This is a genomic window from Priestia sp. FW507-14D1A (assembly GCF_058781295.1).
In genome coordinates, this window is the sequence record NZ_JBYSWQ010000001.1 from 989883 (window position 1) to 1005162 (window position 15280).

Genomic DNA, 15280 nt, shown 5'->3' on the forward strand with positions numbered 1-15280 from the left:
AATCGTCTGCAAGAGACGATTTTTTTATGGTTTCAGCTTTTCTAAATACGTGACGGCATCCGAAAATGAATCTACGGGTACAATTTTCATATCACTGTCTATTTTTTTAGCTGTCTTCACTGCTTCTCGGTAGTTAGAGCCCGCAGCCCCTTTTTCATTTGGTGCAAAGAAAATTTCTGCTCCTTCTTTATCTGCGGCTACAATTTTTTGCGAAATACCTCCGATTGGTCCTACCTCTCCTTTATCATTGATAGTCCCTGTACCTGCAACGCGATGGCCTTTTGTCATGTCCTCTTTAACAAGCTGATTATAAATTTCAAGCGAGAACATCAGTCCCGCTGAAGGCCCTCCTATTTTTTCAGTATCAATATGTATATCGGGCTTAACTTTTAGTTCTTGGTTCGTTTCTAAGGCAATTCCTAAGCCTACTCGTTTCGGCTCGTCAGGGAATGCTTTAACTTTTAGAGTATGTTTGCTTTCTTTGCCATCTCTTTTTACATAGATTGATACTGAATCTCCTGCTTTTTTAGTCGATACGTAGTTGATTAAGTCCTCAGCAGTTTGAATTTTTTTCTCATCTACTTTCGTCACTACATCTCCAACATGAAGTTTTCCATGTGCAGGCATATTTTCTACGACATATGTAACATATACGCCTTTATTGAGGTAAGAAACGCTCTTTCCAGCTTTTTCGTATGCGACTGAAATAGCAGCATTTTTTGACGTATCCATCATATGTAATTGCCTTGTCGAGTAATCTTCATCGCTTTCACCTTGCTGCAAAATTTGCTTTGTAGGGAAAATTTCATGAAAGTCCTGTATTTTCGCAAGACCATATGAAAGAGGAGTTGCTCTGCCCATTCTTACAGTTGTCAGCATAAACGTCCCTTTTTCATGGTATCCATCTTCTACTTTAATAATAGGCGCAAGTTCTTCTGCCATTCCAGGCTTTGTAATGTAGTACGGCAAAGGATAAAAACAAAGCATTGCCACCACTGCAATAACAGCCAAATATACCAAAATTCTAATTCTAGATTTCACTTTTTTTGTTCTCCTTCCAATGATCAATTGCTTGCAGGATAGAAGGCAACTGCTCATGTGCTGCTTGTTCACCAATTGAAATCATTTCTTGAATGTTTGTAAACGCTCTGGAACTAAAAGTATCGAGATTAGGACGAATCATAATGTCTGAAGCAATGGTCCGATGAGCTACTAGCTCATCTTGCAAAATATCTAAACTTTGCATAATGACATCAAAAATAGAGCTAATTTCTGCATTCACTTTCGCTTTTGATACATCGACTCCAATGACAATATCAGATCCCATTTCTTTTACAACCGACACAGGAATACGGTCTACTACCCCGCCGTCTACAAGCAATCGTCCATCAATTACTTCGGGAGCAAAGATTCCTGGAATTGAAATGCTTGCTCTCACCGCTTCAGCGATAGGTCCTTTTTTAAACACCACTTTCTCTCCTGTTTTCAAATCTGTCGCTACAATGGCAAACGGTATAGATAGCTGTTCAATGGTTCTATTTTGCGTAAAGGTGCGAACCAACGATTTTACTCTGTTGCCCGTAATAAATCCCATTTTAGGCACGGTAAAATCCAAATAATACTTTCGTTTGAACGTTAGCGCCATTTTATAAAGAGTTGCCAGTTCAATACCTGACGCATATAGTGCACCAACTAAAGCTCCCATGCTGCTGCCAGCTAGAAAATCAATAGGAATGTTATTTTCTGTTAGCGTTTTGATTACTCCTAAATGTGCAAAACCTCTAGCTCCACCTGAGCCTAACGCAACTCCTATTTTTGGGCTTTCCACTTTACCTGCCCCCTCGTTTTACCTTATAGACTTCTAAAAATGTAAAAACATTTGATGAGCTTCTCTATCATTGTTGCCCTGTCTTCGGTAGGACTATTCTTCATTTTGTATTTGTTCATTTAGTATGAAGCTAAAGATATGTTTTGCTCAATGCACGGTGGTTATTAAGCATTATACTATACTGAAGGTTGTTTTAAGAAATTCTTGCTCTTCGCTTGCTGCGTATACGTTTTTTTACTCCTTGACTATCTTAGAAGTGCATTGATTTATGTATATGAATTGTATTTCCAAATGTGACAAGACGCCTTTTTATTCAGTATGAATTTATTTTCTCCTTACTCACAGGCATAAAGTCGATGCATAGCTTCGTATATTGATATATAGAAGAACTTGTACATTTGCCTAAAACTCCTCATTTCATTCATATCAAAATGACGTGAGCTTAGAAAAGGAGATGAATCGTTCATTGAATAAATCGATGGTGAAAACACTTCTGCTCGGGACGAGCGTAACGCTTCTCGCTATTGCGCTTATTGTATATCCAAAAGAAGCGCTAGAAGGTTCAGTAAGAGGTCTTAACACATGGTGGAAGGTCGTCTTTCCTTCTCTGCTGCCCTTTTTTATTGTTTCAGAAATGCTTATTGGGTTTGGCGTAGTGAAGTTCATTGGGATCTTATTAGAGCCGTTTATGAGGCCTTTATTTCGAGTACCTGGAGTAGGGGGTTTTGCTTTAGCAATGGGCATGGCTTCTGGGTTTCCTTCAGGTGCAAAAATCACTTCCCGGCTGCGTCAAGAAAAGCAGCTAACAGCTATCGAAGCTGAAAGACTCGTATCATTTACTAACTCATCTAACCCTATTTTTATTTTTGGAGCTGTGGCAGTTGGCTTTTTCCACAATCCAGCTGTCGGTATCATATTAGCTCTCTCACATTACATAGGGAATATTTGTGTAGGATTGGTGATGCGTTTTTATGGATCAGCAAAACCGAAAGGACAAGTAACTCAAAAACCTTCTTTATCGTTAGCTTTTCATGAAATGCATAAAACGCGTTTAAAAGATAAGCGTCCTATCGGGAAGCTTCTAGGAGATGCGGTTACTTCTGCTGTTCAATCTCTCTTAATGATTGGCGGTTTTATCATTTTATTTTCTGTATTAAACAAACTTTTATATGTTACTCATATCACGGCCGTTTTAAGCAGCGGTCTAGCTTATTTATTTTCCCTCTGTCATATAGGGACTGAACTGAGCCTCCCCTTTATTTCAGGGCTTTTTGAAATCACACTAGGAAGCCGTCTAGCAAGTGAAGCGCCTGACACGCTGCTGTTTCATCAAATTATCATCGTTAGCTTTGTATTAGGCTTCAGCGGTTTCTCCGTTCAAGCACAAGTGGCTAGTATACTCGCAGAAACAGATATTCGATTTTTTCCGTTTTTTATTGCACGCATTTTTCACGGCTTTTTTGCGGTAGTATTCACTATCTTTCTATGGGGTCCTCTTCGAGAATCCATTACTACTTTTCAAGCATCAGAAGGAGCACTGCCGGTTTTTTCTCACTTGGAGTCCATTACGATTCTATCGCAGTGGCTAAACGTGTACGGTCCGCTCTTAACGATTTTTACGCTATGCTGCTATATTTATATATATTCAAAACGAACGTTTCTTCATCGTTCCTAGTAAAAAAAGAACGTGACGTTTTCTTATCGGCAAAGAAAACGTCACGTTCTTTTTTATCTTATTTTTGAGACAGCTGTTCAAATTTTTCCGCAAGCGCTTCTCTAACAGGCGGAGGAACTAATTCAGAAATATTCCCGCCATATTTAGCTACTTCTTTTACAATACTAGAACTTAAAAACGAGTATTGATTATTTGTCATCATAAATAACGTTTCGATCTCTTTATCTAATACGCGATTTACAGATGTGATTTGCATTTCGTACTCAAAATCCGATACCGCACGCAAACCTCTTAAAATGGTCTTTGCCTGCTTTTCTTTTGCATATTCCATTAATAATCCGCTGTACGACTCGACTACCACATTAGGAAGTGATTTTGTTACTTCTTTCAGCAAAGCTACTCGCTCTTCCCCTGTAAATAGAGGACTTTTTGAAGAGTTATTTAAAACAACCACATAAATCGTATCAAATACATTTGCGCCTCGTTTAATAATATCAAAATGTCCATTTGTAACTGGATCAAAGCTTCCTGGACAAACAGCTATACTGCCCATACGTATCCCCTTTCTACATCTAACAGCTCATTGATTTATTCAACTGATTCTTCTTTTTTGTATGTATAAATAGAAACACCAATGATACCGTACGTTTCGCTTTTTATTTTTTCAAATAAACCAATCTCATTATCTAAATGTACATCATGAGAATGCTCCGCTACAATAATTCCTGTTTTTGCTAGAAGGTTTTCTTCACTTACCGTTTCGATAAGCGCTTTCAACTTTTGTGCTTTATACGGTGGATCAAGCAAAAGTAAATCGACAGTCAGCTCCCTTTTCTTTATCGCTTTCAGTGCACGTTCTGCATCATTTCGATACACTTCAGCGCGGTCTTCTAACCGGCAAGATGCTAAGTTTGCTTTAATCGTCTGAATCGCTTTGCCATCCCGATCCACAAAAATGACTTTATCTATTCCTCGGCTTAGAGCTTCAATTCCCAAGCCACCGCTTCCACCGAACAAATCAAGAGCTGTTCCACCTTCAAAAAACGGTCCAATCATATTAAAAATAGCTTCTTTCACCTTATCTGTTGTAGGGCGGGTTGAGTATCCTGGAACCGCCTTTAACGCATGGCCTTTATATAAACCTGCTACTACTCTCATCCTTATCACTACCTTACTTTTACTTCCTTATTCTTCATTATCCTAACATATTTTGAATTACAAAGACTAGCAAAAATCCTCAATTTATTCAATGCTGTATACATTCTGTGCAATAACCCAGCACCTTGCTTTTATGCTGGACTTTTATGACCGTGTCCTTAGATACACTGATTCTTTTCTAGAAGATACATCTATGAAGATCATTCGGCATTTCGTTCATAGAAGATTTCCTTTACTTTAATATGTCATAATAAACGTAAATTTACCCTTTTTCTCTGTCATGTTATCAGTCTTTTATGTATGAAAAAGTGAATTTCACAACACAGGTATATGAACGTCTAAAACGGACATACTGACTAGTAACAACATCATCTAACCGATGTTGTTGCCAACCGCGGAGAAGACTTACGTTTCCCCATAAGTTCTTCCTCCGGTTTCTCCTCTCCCTTTGCCTTCATCAAGGTGCTTGTAATCGCAGAGGTGATTACACCCCTTTATTGAAGGGCCCTACAATGAGTAGTTGTAGGGATTTTTTTATTTACTCTTAAAATATTCAATGATACATTAAACTACGTGAGTTTGCTTTTTTAATACATAAAGGGGGAAATACATATGATTCAGCGTTTTATTGAGCTCGGAGAAGGGTATTCAGATATTTATGAGCTGTTAGAGATTGTCAAAAGCAACAAACACCGTCTTGCTCATCTTATTATGCTGCGAACAGTAAAAGAAGATCGACCAGTAGCTTCTTTTGTCGCTGTCTTGCATCCAACAGCTGAAGGGAATTTCCAACCGCTTTACGTTTGCCGAGAAGGAATTGTTTTAAAACAAAACGACAGCAAGCGCGTTGAGTTATTTAAACAAGCTGCTGAGGAAGCGGGAAAAGAAATTGTGGTACTCGATGTCAAACCATCTACTACATTTCCAGAAACAGCACTATACTATCAGCACCTTATTGGCATTTTGCGAATGAACCGCTTTATTCCGCCAATGCAATAATCTCATCCCTGCCTATTCATTTGCCAAGGGCAAGTAAAATAAAAAAAGGAATGTACATCACATTCCTTTTTTGTTTAAATTCCTATCTTATAGTCATATTCCTTCGCCTTATCCGGCTTTGAATTTTCGAATTCTGTTTTTAAAAACGGCCGATAAGAAGGATCTACTTTCTTCACAAAAGGTAGAGACTGAAGTTTATGGATTGTTTTTTCAATGCCATCTTGGTTGCAATATAAGACAACATACTTTAATTCTTTAGATACGTAATGTACATTTCCGTACTTTCGCAATGCTTTTGCTTGCTTAACAGAATGCACATACGCCACAATTCCTTGACGTTCAACAAACATATTTAGTTCCCCTTTTGCATACGTTATATTGGTTTTCTTTATCATAAATTCTTTTATATGAAGTAGGTGCTTTATGTATGAATTTAGATGATATCTGGATGCTCTTTCTTACTCATTTTAACGAGCAGAGAGCTATTGAACAAGTCATTTTCAAAAAAATCACAAATATACCCTTTTTGTATATAAACACATCAATTGAGCGTAGAAAAATAGATGAGCTTCTAGAAGCTTCATCTATTTTTGCTACATCCAATACAAATGCTACGTGGCGCTCAACTTTTGTCAGAAGTCAGCATCTTACTTATGTTTATCAGCACAGGTTTTACGTTCCACAGCGTAAAATGGCCTGCTGCGGAAATTCCTGTGCTGATTGCGTTCGATTTATACAGTGAACGGCTTACGCGCTGCACCCACAGCTTCCACCAGATCCGCAGCCACCGCCGCAGCTGCTTCCCGTATCAAAAAACGGATTTCCCGTCGGTACTTTCACGTGCTCTGAAACAGCTTGACCAAGGATAACGCTAATTTCATCAAGCAGCTTTTGTAATTCATTTTCTGCTTTTTTGAACGCAGCGATTGTCGCGTGTAAATCAACTTGACGCTTTACATCACGTACTTGTCTCGTAATGGTTTTATAATCAGGATGATATTTTCCAAATCGCTGAACATCCTCATACTGTTCCTTTATTTTCACAAATTCAGCAATTAATGCCTGTGCATGTGAATCTTTATTTAATCTATATAAACATTGACGATAGTTCTCGGCTACGTCTGATTGTAACACCATGTTCGCTACGTGATCAGACTCATCGAGTAATTCAACAGTTCTCATTGTTGTCAGCATGGCTGTGCACCTCCGTTTTTATCTTATCACGTTTTGGATCTAAAGAAAAAGAACTTGCTAAAACAGCTTACACTGATTTACTACAAGTTCTACTTTTTAACTATATAATTTCAACCGTAAAGGTATTCCTCACTTGATAACTTTCTTCTTTAGATTTCATCAGTTCAATCGTAACAGTATGAGATCCTTTTGGAAGATCACTTAAAACAAAGGCTGCTTGCTTCATTTCTTTAAATGGTTTTCCATCTACTGTGATTTGAAGGAATCCACTCTCTGTTGAAAATGAAAACCCGCTTAGAATACATTCGACGTATACGTTTTGTCCTTTCACATGCTGGTGTACCATCAGTGAAGGTTTTGTATTCATTGCACCAAACGTTTCAGCTGCACGCGGTTGAGAGGGAATTTTAGTTTCAGGTTTTGGTTTATCATGGTTGCATCCTAGCAGAGAAACTACACATAAGGCCGTCGTTAATAGTAAGCGCATAATACCATTCCTTTATCATTCGTTTCTCCATAGTGTTTACAAACTCTTTGTTTTTACTCATGACATGCAAAAATCTCTGCATCGCTATGTATGCAGAGATCATTGATTTTTCATGGACTGAAACATATGAAACATCATGTTTGCCATTTGAATCGAATTCGAAAACTTTTCGACTTTATGAGGAATCGTTTGTTTGTAGTAGTGCTTGGATTCTAATTCAAATTTCTCTAGTTCTTCAGGATTTCTAGATAAACGCCGGTACCACATTGGCTGTTCACGAACGAAGTCGTTGAGTTTAGGACGAGACTGCATATACTCGTATATATCTTTTCTCATTGCGTTTAATCTTTCCTAAAGCCAAATGGATTCCCTGGCCCGGAAGCTGCTCCTCCACCGGATGGCTTAGATGGCTGAAATTGCTGCAGTACTTGTTGAATATTCGAAATAGCTGAATTTACATTTGTGATATGATTTTGCATTTGATTCAAGTCCATGTTTTTCAGCGAGGATACAATTGTACCCATAATATCTTTTTTCTCCTCTGTTGCAGCAGCTGGTTCAGCCTTTGCACTTTCTTCTGAACGATATGCCTCCCACATTGGATCTTCTGCACCGAATAAATACCAATCTTCATAAAGCTCTTTCCACGTTTTTTGCTGCTTTCGAACCTGTTCTACTAATTTGGGATGTGATTTTACAAATTGTTTAAATTCCACAACGGACGGATGAAGCTCTCGTTTGGTTTCCTTCACAGTCACTCACCTCATACTTAAATATAGCCTACTATATCTTAGAAAAAGAGAGCTCGTTTCGTGCGCCTATTTCAAAAATTTTTTATAGCTGTTTTTTTGAAGAAGCACGAACTGTGAACCAGTATGTAATGAAAATAGATAAAATGCTTAGCCAAAATGTAAAATAACCAATTTCAGACATATACGCATTGAGCATGCTGTATCTTGGCATCATAGAAAAAACGTAATCAATGATATCATTATGTACGGCCCATACAGCGGCAACAGCTATATGCCATAATTTAATCCGGTAAAACGGTACGTATAAAAGCCCTTGAAAAGCCATTGCTGCATGAGAAGCCATTAACATAAGCATCATCCAATCAATGTATCCTGTTAACACATAGACCAATACATTCATTACGACGGCCCAAATCCCGTATTTAAACAGCGTGATCATTGCTAAAGCTTCAAACAATGAAAAATGCTTTCCAAGTAAAAGACCGATAAGTACAATAACAAAAAACAAGCTTGCCGTTGGACTATCAGGCACAAATAATAAAAACTTCTTAGGCGTTTCCGCTAATTGGCTTCCATACCAAATATATCCGTAGATTGTTCCTAGTATATTCACGATCAGCAGAAGCGTTAAAAAACGCTTATCTTTTAAGGTATACCATAACCAAGCCATTTAGAAAGTCTCCTTTACATTTAACCTCTTCTTTATTATGTACAGTTTTTGAACAATAGCAAGCACCTATCTCATTGATGTAAACCACAGCATTAAATAAATTCAAAAAAAAACCAGCCCTTTGGCTGATTTTCACTATTCTTTCCCTAAGTTTCCGACAAATTCCGAGAGCGTTTTCAATTCTTTATCTGAACCTTTGAAAACACCTTTTGGCATATTGCCCTTACCATTTTTTGCGATATTGGCGATTTCTTCAGGAGATAAATCAATGCCTGTTAAAGCCGGAGCCGCAGGGCCTCCCTGTAAGTTATCACCATGACAGGTCAAGCACGTTTGTTCTTGCATGATTTTGTAGCCTTCTGAATTTTTGTCAATCGCTACTTCTTCTCTAATTTTCCCTTGCTCTTCACGCGCTTTCCAATCCACCTGTGTCGCTGACTGCCACGTTAGGAAAAAGACTGCTGCTATAGCCAAAAGCATGAATCCTGTTGCAAACGGCCTCTTAGCTGGTCTTCTTTCTGGCCCTCGATCAATGAACGGAGCAAGCATTAATGCGCCAAATGCAATCCCTGGAATAATAAATGCACCTATAATATTATATGGACCAGAAGCAAATGAATATTTAAGCAATTGATATAGGAACAAAAAATACCAGTCAGGAAGAGGCAAGTACCCCGTATCAGTCGGATCGGCAATACGTTCAAGAGGAGATGGATGAGCGATGGTTAAACATAGATAACCGATTAAAAAAACTGCCCCTACCATCCATTCTTTTAGTAAAAAGTTTGGCCAGAATGCTTCTGTTTTCCCTGGAAATTCAGAGTAATCTTTTGGAATATTGGGTTTTCGTTCTGCAGGAACACGTGAATCTCCAACAAACTTCATCCCTTTACCACGATGCATGTTCTCCCTCCTTTTTCTCACTGCTCTAGTGAAAGTACTAACAACGGAGTATGTGCTTGATGCATATGATGACTAGTGTGATTGACTAATTGAATAAAGCGTATAAAATTTTATAGTGGTCCTGAAATTCCTTGTTTACGAATCATTAAGAAGTGGGCACCCATTAAGCCAAGTAGAGCTCCGGGTAAAAAGAATACGTGAATGGCGAAAAAGCGAGTTAGTGTTTGAGCACCAACGATGTCTGGATGTCCTGAGAGTAATGTCTTCACTTGCTGGCCTATAATTGGTGTGGATTCGGCAATTTGCAAACCTACTTTCGTTGCAAATAGCGCTTTCATATCCCACGGCAACAAATAACCTGTAAAACCTAAACCTAACATAACAAAGAAAATTAACACACCCACAATCCAGTTTAACTCGCGGGGTTTTTTGTATGCTCCTTGGAAGAAAACACGAAGTGTATGTAAAAACATCATGACGATAACCAAACTTGCTCCCCAGTGATGCATACCTCGAACAATTTGTCCGAAAGCGACTTCATTTTGCAGATAATAAACGGATTCCCATGCATTTTTTATATCTGGTACATAATACATGGTTAAAAACATGCCTGATAAAATTTGAATAACGGTAACAAAAAACGTTAATCCACCAAAACAATACACAAATGCTGAAAAGTGATGTGCAGGATTTACGTGCTCTGGCACTTCATGATCGGCCACATCTCGCCATAAAGGAGTAATATCTAGCCGTTCATCCACCCAGTCATAGATTTTATTCAACATTTTCTATGCCCCTCCTTGTGGTTTGGCTTTTCCTAGATATAACGTACCGCCTTTTACTTTTTGAACGTATACATCTAACGGTCCCATCGGTGGTGTCCCCGGTACATTTTTACCGCTTTTTTCATACATTCCCCCATGACAAGGGCAGTAGAAACGGTGTGGATAGTTTTTGTCACCAGCCCAGTTAACCGTACAGCCTAAATGCTTACAAATTGGTGACAGCGCGACGATTTCACCTTTATCAGTTTTGTACACCCAAGCCGATCTTGGCTCTTCTGATTTATGCCACGCATCCACTTGCTTGATTTTAAAATCGACACGTTTCGGCTCTTTTGTAATGTCTTTAACCTGCGCTACAGCTACTAAATCCTGACCCGCTTCTTTTTCTAAAATTGGATCTACTGCAAAGCGCACCATTGGCATTAACATTCCAGCAGCCATGAATCCCCCTACACCAGTGAGCGTATAGTTTAAAAACTGTCGTCTTGATACCCGATCACCCATGCTTTTCCCCCCTTTAAAAAAGTTCAGTCCAGAGAATTTTGGACACATGATGGACCATTCTATTAAACTAGGACATAATCATGATATATTAATATTTCTGGAAGGTCAATACAATAAAAACCTAAAACATGGAAATAATCTTTATTTTTCTAAATTTTTTGTCATTATTTTGTGTACGCTTCCATTACTTATTCTACAGTCTTTTTAAACACTCCATTTCTCTACAAAAATCGGTAAGAGCTGTTGAACTTGTTCATGGATGAGCGTATACTTATGCGACTCATCTATATGCTCAAGAGGTAAAGCAGGTATCCAAATGCAGTGCGCCCCTATTTCTTTTTCAAACTGCAGCCAGTCTCGGTCGCTAGTAAGCACAAAAAGATGTTTGACTTCATTGTCATTTATATGCTCATTCCAACGAAGTAATGTTTCATAAACAGCAGCTACTCCATCTTTTTTTAAGTATGTAAAACTAGGTGTTAAAATCACTCTTCCTTTAAATTGCCTTTCTAACTCTTCAGTAAGAGCAGTCGTATATTCACTCATAGATGCAGTAAGCTTTAAATCTTCTCCGAAATCAATCGGAATAAGCGGAACCAATACGGTATCAACATAACTTTTGGATTGTAGGTACACATCCATTTCCTTGGTCTGAAGCTTCAACTTCCTTCTCCTCTCAGCAAGCCCGCTAAAGCTTGTCTTATTTATTTTTCAAAATGAATAAGGAGATAAAAAAAGAGATTGACCTTTTTCTAAGAAGCTAGCCAATCCCTCGTTTATCTACTGTACATAATGGTTATTTAAATATTCGCTTAAGCGCTGAAATTCTTCTTTATCGTTTTCATCTAATGCTTTATCAATTAGTTCCATGATTTTTGATCGCTGAAACTTCTGAATAGATTCTTCCAATATTTGCTCAGCTAATACTCTGTCTTTTTCATTTGTTTGATTAGCTTTTGGCATATACGGATTGTCTTCCAGTACAGCCACATATTGAGGCGATGAATACAACGATCGGAAGTTTAATTGAATATAAATGTCTTCTTCTCGATTCAAACGAATATCATGAAATGATTTTTCTGCATCGGTTGTCATGATATTTTCTTTATAAAAACGAAATGGAGGGTCTTCCACACAGTGCGTAGACATCACCATCCCGCGAGGACAAAACTGTGCTTGCTCAACGAAGTGAACTCGTTTCATCAATTGATCATGGCTCATCAAATAATTTAAAATCCATACACATTCTCTTCGCTTCAGCTGATAATTCGTTAAAAACCAGCGAACAAATTCTTTTTTCTCGTTGACAGTAACAGGGGTCGTCATATTCTCACTTCCCTCCTCTGTGTTTAAACTCTCAGTTAAAACACCTTTTACAGTTATTTATTCCACACGGCAGCAATAAAATCCTCTGAACTATTATTTATTCTTCTAATTGAAATAATATGTCTTGAATTTCATCTACTGTTGGATCCATTGCTAATAAGGCTTGGAAAATCTCCTTCGCTTTCGAGCGCTGTCCTTCTTCTAATAAGAAGTAGCCATACTCTTCTAAAAACGCATACTCTTCTTTAAAAACAGTGTATGCAGATTCGTAGTATTTTAGCGCTTCTTCATAATTTTCTAATTCCTGGTGAGCTTTTGCTAAATCCCATTCAAAATGAGGGTCATGCTCATTATATTCTTTGGCGTGCTCGATATTCTCTACTACATCTTCATATCTCTCTTGACTCATATAAAGTTTAGAGAGAGTTAAAATGGCTTCAATATACCCTGGATCTAGTGCAATCGCTTGTTGAAATGCCGATTCAGCCTCTTCTTCTAGACCGCGCTTTAATGCTATCTTCCCTTTAAAAAAGTAAAGTTCTTTTTGAAATTCATCCTGCGCAATACCTTCGTTGACAGCCACCGCAGCCTCTTCTAGCATCTCTTCATGTTCATATGATTTTGCTAAATATAAATAAAGAGAATGGTACTCACGGTCTAGCTCTTTTAGTTCTGTGAACTTTTCAATAGCAGTCTGATAATGACCTGCTTGATACGCTGAAATCGCATATTCAAATAATGTGTTAATCTCAAGCTTATCTTTTAGCGCTTGATCAAAGTAAGGAAGAGCTTCTTCGAACTGGCCGATACCTGCTAAACTTTCAGCTAATCGCTGACGAAGATCCGTGCCGTTAAATTCTTTTTCTGTTTTTAGCAGCGTTTGATAAAAAGGAATCGCCTTTTGATAAATTCCTTGACTGCTGTAAAATTCACCGAGCCCAAAATCTATAACCGGCTCATTTGGAAGCATTTTTTTCGCTTCCATTAACTTTTGCTCACTTACTTCACTAAGGCCTTGCATTTGATATAAATCAGCTACAAGAAGCAGAGCTGGCACGTAGTTATCATCTTCGCTGCTAATTTGATTTAAAATATGAATTGCTTCTTCTTCTTCTTCTAAATCAATAAGCATTTCAGCTTTTAATAAATACAGCTCGCCTTCTTCTGGGTATTTAGCGATGAGCTCGTCTATTAAAGGCAGCGCATCATTTACTAGTCCCCACTCTTGAAGCTGTTCAGCCATTAAAAATTTTTCTTCGTCTGTAGCTTTATCTTTCAATTCATGAATAAGGGCAAGACCTTTTTCAATTTCATTGGATTCTACGTAACCTATCGCGCGGTCTAGTTCTTTCACACACAATTCTCCTTTATTATTACATTCACTTTTTATATACAAATAAAACGAATTAATTTTCTATTTTTTCCAAACCGAAGCAAGAACACATGCTTCTATACACCATGATAAAATAGTTTGAGCGTTTGTTCAACAAATCAATTTGAATACGCTTACATTTTTTAAGATAAAAACGAGATTAAGACATGACTACATCAATCAACAGCTAGAAGCACCTACATACATGAGACCTACGTTCACCCTAATAAAAATCCGAACGAGTTTGATTCTCTATCAAGAATATCAGTTCATCGTTCGGATTTCCCTTCAACCAAAATACGTTTGTCCCGGTCTTTTTCTTATTCGCTTAGTTTATCAAGATCTTCAAAGAAAGTAGGATAGGAGACGTGAATAGCTTCACTTCTCATTAGTGTTACCTCTCCCGTTGCAATGGCTGCTGCGACCGCAAGCATCATTCCAATTCGATGATCTCCATAGCTGTCTACTTCACCGCTTTTTAGAGCAGTCTTGCCTTCAATGATGAGGCCATCAGCTGTTGGAGTAACAGAGGCACCGAGCTTGCTTAACTCCGTTGCAACCGTATCGATACGGTTCGTTTCTTTTACTTTTAATTCTTCGGCATCTTTAATAACTGTTTTCCCATTCGCCTGAGTCGCCAAAAGAGCAATCACTGGAATTTCATCAATTAAACGAGGAATTAAATCCCCCCCAATTTCAATCCCTTTCAACTGAGACGTTTCAATCGTCAAATCGCCAATAGGCTCTCCATTTTGAATACGTTCATTAGAAATTGTAAGACGTGCACCCATTTGCTGAAGCACATCAATAATACCTGTTCTTGTAGGATTGAGTCCGACGTTTTTCAAAACGATTCGGCTGTTTGGAACAATGGCTCCTGCAACAAGAAAGAACGCCGCTGAAGAAATGTCACCAGGTACGTATACATCCGTTCCGCGCAGAGATTGTCCTCCTTCAATGCTTACAGTCGTTCCATCTACCTCTACGTCTACTCCAAAGGCGCGAAGCATACGCTCTGTATGGTCACGTGATGTAAAAGGCTCAGTTACTTTTGTTGTGCCTTCTGCATGAAGTCCCGCTAGTAAAATCGCTGATTTTACTTGTGCACTTGCTACAGGAGAATGGTAATGAATTGCTTTTAAAGCTCCTCCTCGAGTCGATAAAGGCGTATATTGGCCGTGCTCACGCCCATCAATCTTTGCACCCATAGAGCGCAGGGGCACCGTAACGCGGCTCATAGGACGCTTGGCAATCGACTCATCTCCAATTAGAGACGTATGAAATGGCACACCTGCAAGAATCCCAAGCATTAAACGAGTAGTCGTTCCTGAATTTCCTACATCTAGGATGGAAGCAGGTTCACTTAACCCTTCGATACCTTTACCTTCGACTTCGACATACTCGCCTTCTCTTTTAATCGATACGCCCATCTTTTCAAAACACGAAATCGTACTTAAGCAATCTTCCCCTGCTAAAAAATGATTAATCGTTGTTTTCCCTTCTGCCATCGCTCCGAACATCACAGCTCTGTGAGAAATCGATTTATCTCCAGGAATAGAAATTTCTCCTTGGAGAGATGAAAGATTCGTTTTTAATTGTTTTCCACTCATTTCATTCACGCCTTTCA

At 38.4% G+C, this 15280-nt stretch carries 20 protein-coding genes; 3 read left to right on the top strand and 17 right to left on the bottom strand.

Features of this window, described 5'->3' with window-relative positions:
- Positions 1 to 24 precede the first annotated feature (24 nt).
- Both AC3WJG_RS05505 and AC3WJG_RS05510 read right to left on the bottom strand, forming a co-directional pair.
- Positions 25 to 1041 (bottom strand): SepM family pheromone-processing serine protease, encoded by a 1017-nt coding sequence (locus AC3WJG_RS05505; RefSeq protein ID WP_028410756.1) that lies wholly within the window; start codon positions 1039 to 1041, stop codon positions 25 to 27.
- Positions 1031 to 1828, bottom strand: a complete 798-nt coding sequence (locus AC3WJG_RS05510; protein WP_013058980.1) for a patatin-like phospholipase family protein — start codon at positions 1826 to 1828, stop codon at positions 1031 to 1033. The genes AC3WJG_RS05505 and AC3WJG_RS05510 overlap by 11 nt, the downstream gene beginning before the upstream one ends.
- 466 nt (positions 1829 to 2294) lie before the next feature.
- Here AC3WJG_RS05510 and ylbJ point away from each other — a divergent pair, with 466 nt between their 5' ends.
- Entirely contained in the window at positions 2295 to 3503 is a 1209-nt protein-coding gene (gene ylbJ / locus AC3WJG_RS05515; RefSeq protein ID WP_028410755.1) for a sporulation integral membrane protein YlbJ, read from the top strand.
- 58 nt (positions 3504 to 3561) lie between these two features.
- On the opposite strand, the gene coaD is transcribed toward ylbJ, so the two are convergent.
- On the bottom strand, positions 3562 to 4056 hold the full coding sequence (coaD, locus tag AC3WJG_RS05520) for a pantetheine-phosphate adenylyltransferase (RefSeq protein WP_013058982.1): 495 nt from the start codon (positions 4054 to 4056) through the stop codon (positions 3562 to 3564).
- Positions 4057 to 4091: 35 nt separating this feature from the next.
- Complete coding sequence (gene rsmD, locus AC3WJG_RS05525) at positions 4092 to 4661, bottom strand: 16S rRNA (guanine(966)-N(2))-methyltransferase RsmD (protein WP_013084870.1); 570 nt, start codon at positions 4659 to 4661, stop codon at positions 4092 to 4094.
- Positions 4662 to 5273: 612 nt separating this feature from the next.
- On the opposite strand from rsmD, the gene AC3WJG_RS05530 reads away from it, so the two are divergent.
- Positions 5274 to 5660, top strand: coding sequence for a DUF7147 family protein (locus tag AC3WJG_RS05530; RefSeq protein ID WP_060745950.1), 387 nt, complete (start codon positions 5274 to 5276; stop codon positions 5658 to 5660).
- 74 nt (positions 5661 to 5734) lie between these two features.
- Here the strand turns inward: AC3WJG_RS05530 and AC3WJG_RS05535 are convergent, their stop codons facing one another.
- A complete protein-coding gene (locus tag AC3WJG_RS05535; RefSeq protein WP_013058985.1) occupies positions 5735 to 6010 on the bottom strand; it encodes a YlbG family protein in 276 nt (91 codons plus the stop codon).
- A gap of 77 nt (positions 6011 to 6087) precedes the next feature.
- Here AC3WJG_RS05535 and AC3WJG_RS05540 point away from each other — a divergent pair, with 77 nt between their 5' ends.
- Positions 6088 to 6402 (top strand): hypothetical protein, encoded by a 315-nt coding sequence (locus tag AC3WJG_RS05540; protein ID WP_028410753.1) that lies wholly within the window; start codon positions 6088 to 6090, stop codon positions 6400 to 6402.
- A 5-nt stretch (positions 6403 to 6407) separates the two neighbouring features.
- Here the strand turns inward: AC3WJG_RS05540 and AC3WJG_RS05545 are convergent, their stop codons facing one another.
- The 12 genes from AC3WJG_RS05545 to aroA form a co-directional block, all read right to left on the bottom strand.
- Positions 6408 to 6854, bottom strand: a complete 447-nt coding sequence (locus AC3WJG_RS05545) for a YlbF/YmcA family competence regulator (RefSeq protein ID WP_028410752.1) — start codon at positions 6852 to 6854, stop codon at positions 6408 to 6410.
- A 100-nt stretch (positions 6855 to 6954) separates the two neighbouring features.
- Complete coding sequence (locus AC3WJG_RS05550) at positions 6955 to 7341, bottom strand: carbohydrate-binding protein (protein ID WP_028410751.1); 387 nt, start codon at positions 7339 to 7341, stop codon at positions 6955 to 6957.
- 99 nt (positions 7342 to 7440) lie between these two features.
- Complete coding sequence (locus AC3WJG_RS05555) at positions 7441 to 7677, bottom strand: YlbE-like family protein (RefSeq protein ID WP_013058988.1); 237 nt, start codon at positions 7675 to 7677, stop codon at positions 7441 to 7443.
- A gap of 5 nt (positions 7678 to 7682) precedes the next feature.
- A complete protein-coding gene (locus AC3WJG_RS05560; protein ID WP_013058989.1) occupies positions 7683 to 8093 on the bottom strand; it encodes a YlbD family protein in 411 nt (136 codons plus the stop codon).
- 82 nt (positions 8094 to 8175) lie between these two features.
- Positions 8176 to 8763 carry a lipoprotein heptaprenylglyceryl N-acetyltransferase LhaT gene (gene lhaT / locus AC3WJG_RS05565; protein WP_050689693.1) on the bottom strand — a complete coding sequence of 196 codons (588 nt, stop codon included), beginning with the start codon at positions 8761 to 8763 and terminating at the stop codon, positions 8176 to 8178.
- 135 nt (positions 8764 to 8898) lie between these two features.
- Positions 8899 to 9666, bottom strand: a complete 768-nt coding sequence (locus tag AC3WJG_RS05570) for a menaquinol-cytochrome c reductase cytochrome b/c subunit (RefSeq protein ID WP_013058991.1) — start codon at positions 9664 to 9666, stop codon at positions 8899 to 8901.
- A 110-nt stretch (positions 9667 to 9776) separates the two neighbouring features.
- Positions 9777 to 10451, bottom strand: coding sequence for a menaquinol-cytochrome c reductase cytochrome b subunit (qcrB, locus tag AC3WJG_RS05575; protein WP_013058992.1), 675 nt, complete (start codon positions 10449 to 10451; stop codon positions 9777 to 9779).
- A 3-nt stretch (positions 10452 to 10454) separates the two neighbouring features.
- Positions 10455 to 10955 (bottom strand): QcrA and Rieske domain-containing protein, encoded by a 501-nt coding sequence (locus AC3WJG_RS05580; protein WP_013058993.1) that lies wholly within the window; start codon positions 10953 to 10955, stop codon positions 10455 to 10457.
- Between the two features lie 204 nt (positions 10956 to 11159).
- Complete coding sequence (locus tag AC3WJG_RS05585; RefSeq protein ID WP_492588038.1) at positions 11160 to 11618, bottom strand: YpiF family protein; 459 nt, start codon at positions 11616 to 11618, stop codon at positions 11160 to 11162.
- Positions 11619 to 11735: 117 nt separating this feature from the next.
- Complete coding sequence (locus AC3WJG_RS05590) at positions 11736 to 12281, bottom strand: ReoY family proteolytic degradation factor (RefSeq protein ID WP_013058996.1); 546 nt, start codon at positions 12279 to 12281, stop codon at positions 11736 to 11738.
- 97 nt (positions 12282 to 12378) lie between these two features.
- Positions 12379 to 13641, bottom strand: coding sequence for a tetratricopeptide repeat protein (locus AC3WJG_RS05595; RefSeq protein ID WP_285850282.1), 1263 nt, complete (start codon positions 13639 to 13641; stop codon positions 12379 to 12381).
- A 332-nt stretch (positions 13642 to 13973) separates the two neighbouring features.
- Entirely contained in the window at positions 13974 to 15263 is a 1290-nt protein-coding gene (gene aroA / locus AC3WJG_RS05600) for a 3-phosphoshikimate 1-carboxyvinyltransferase (protein ID WP_028410747.1), read from the bottom strand.
- Positions 15264 to 15280: the final 17 nt, after the last annotated feature.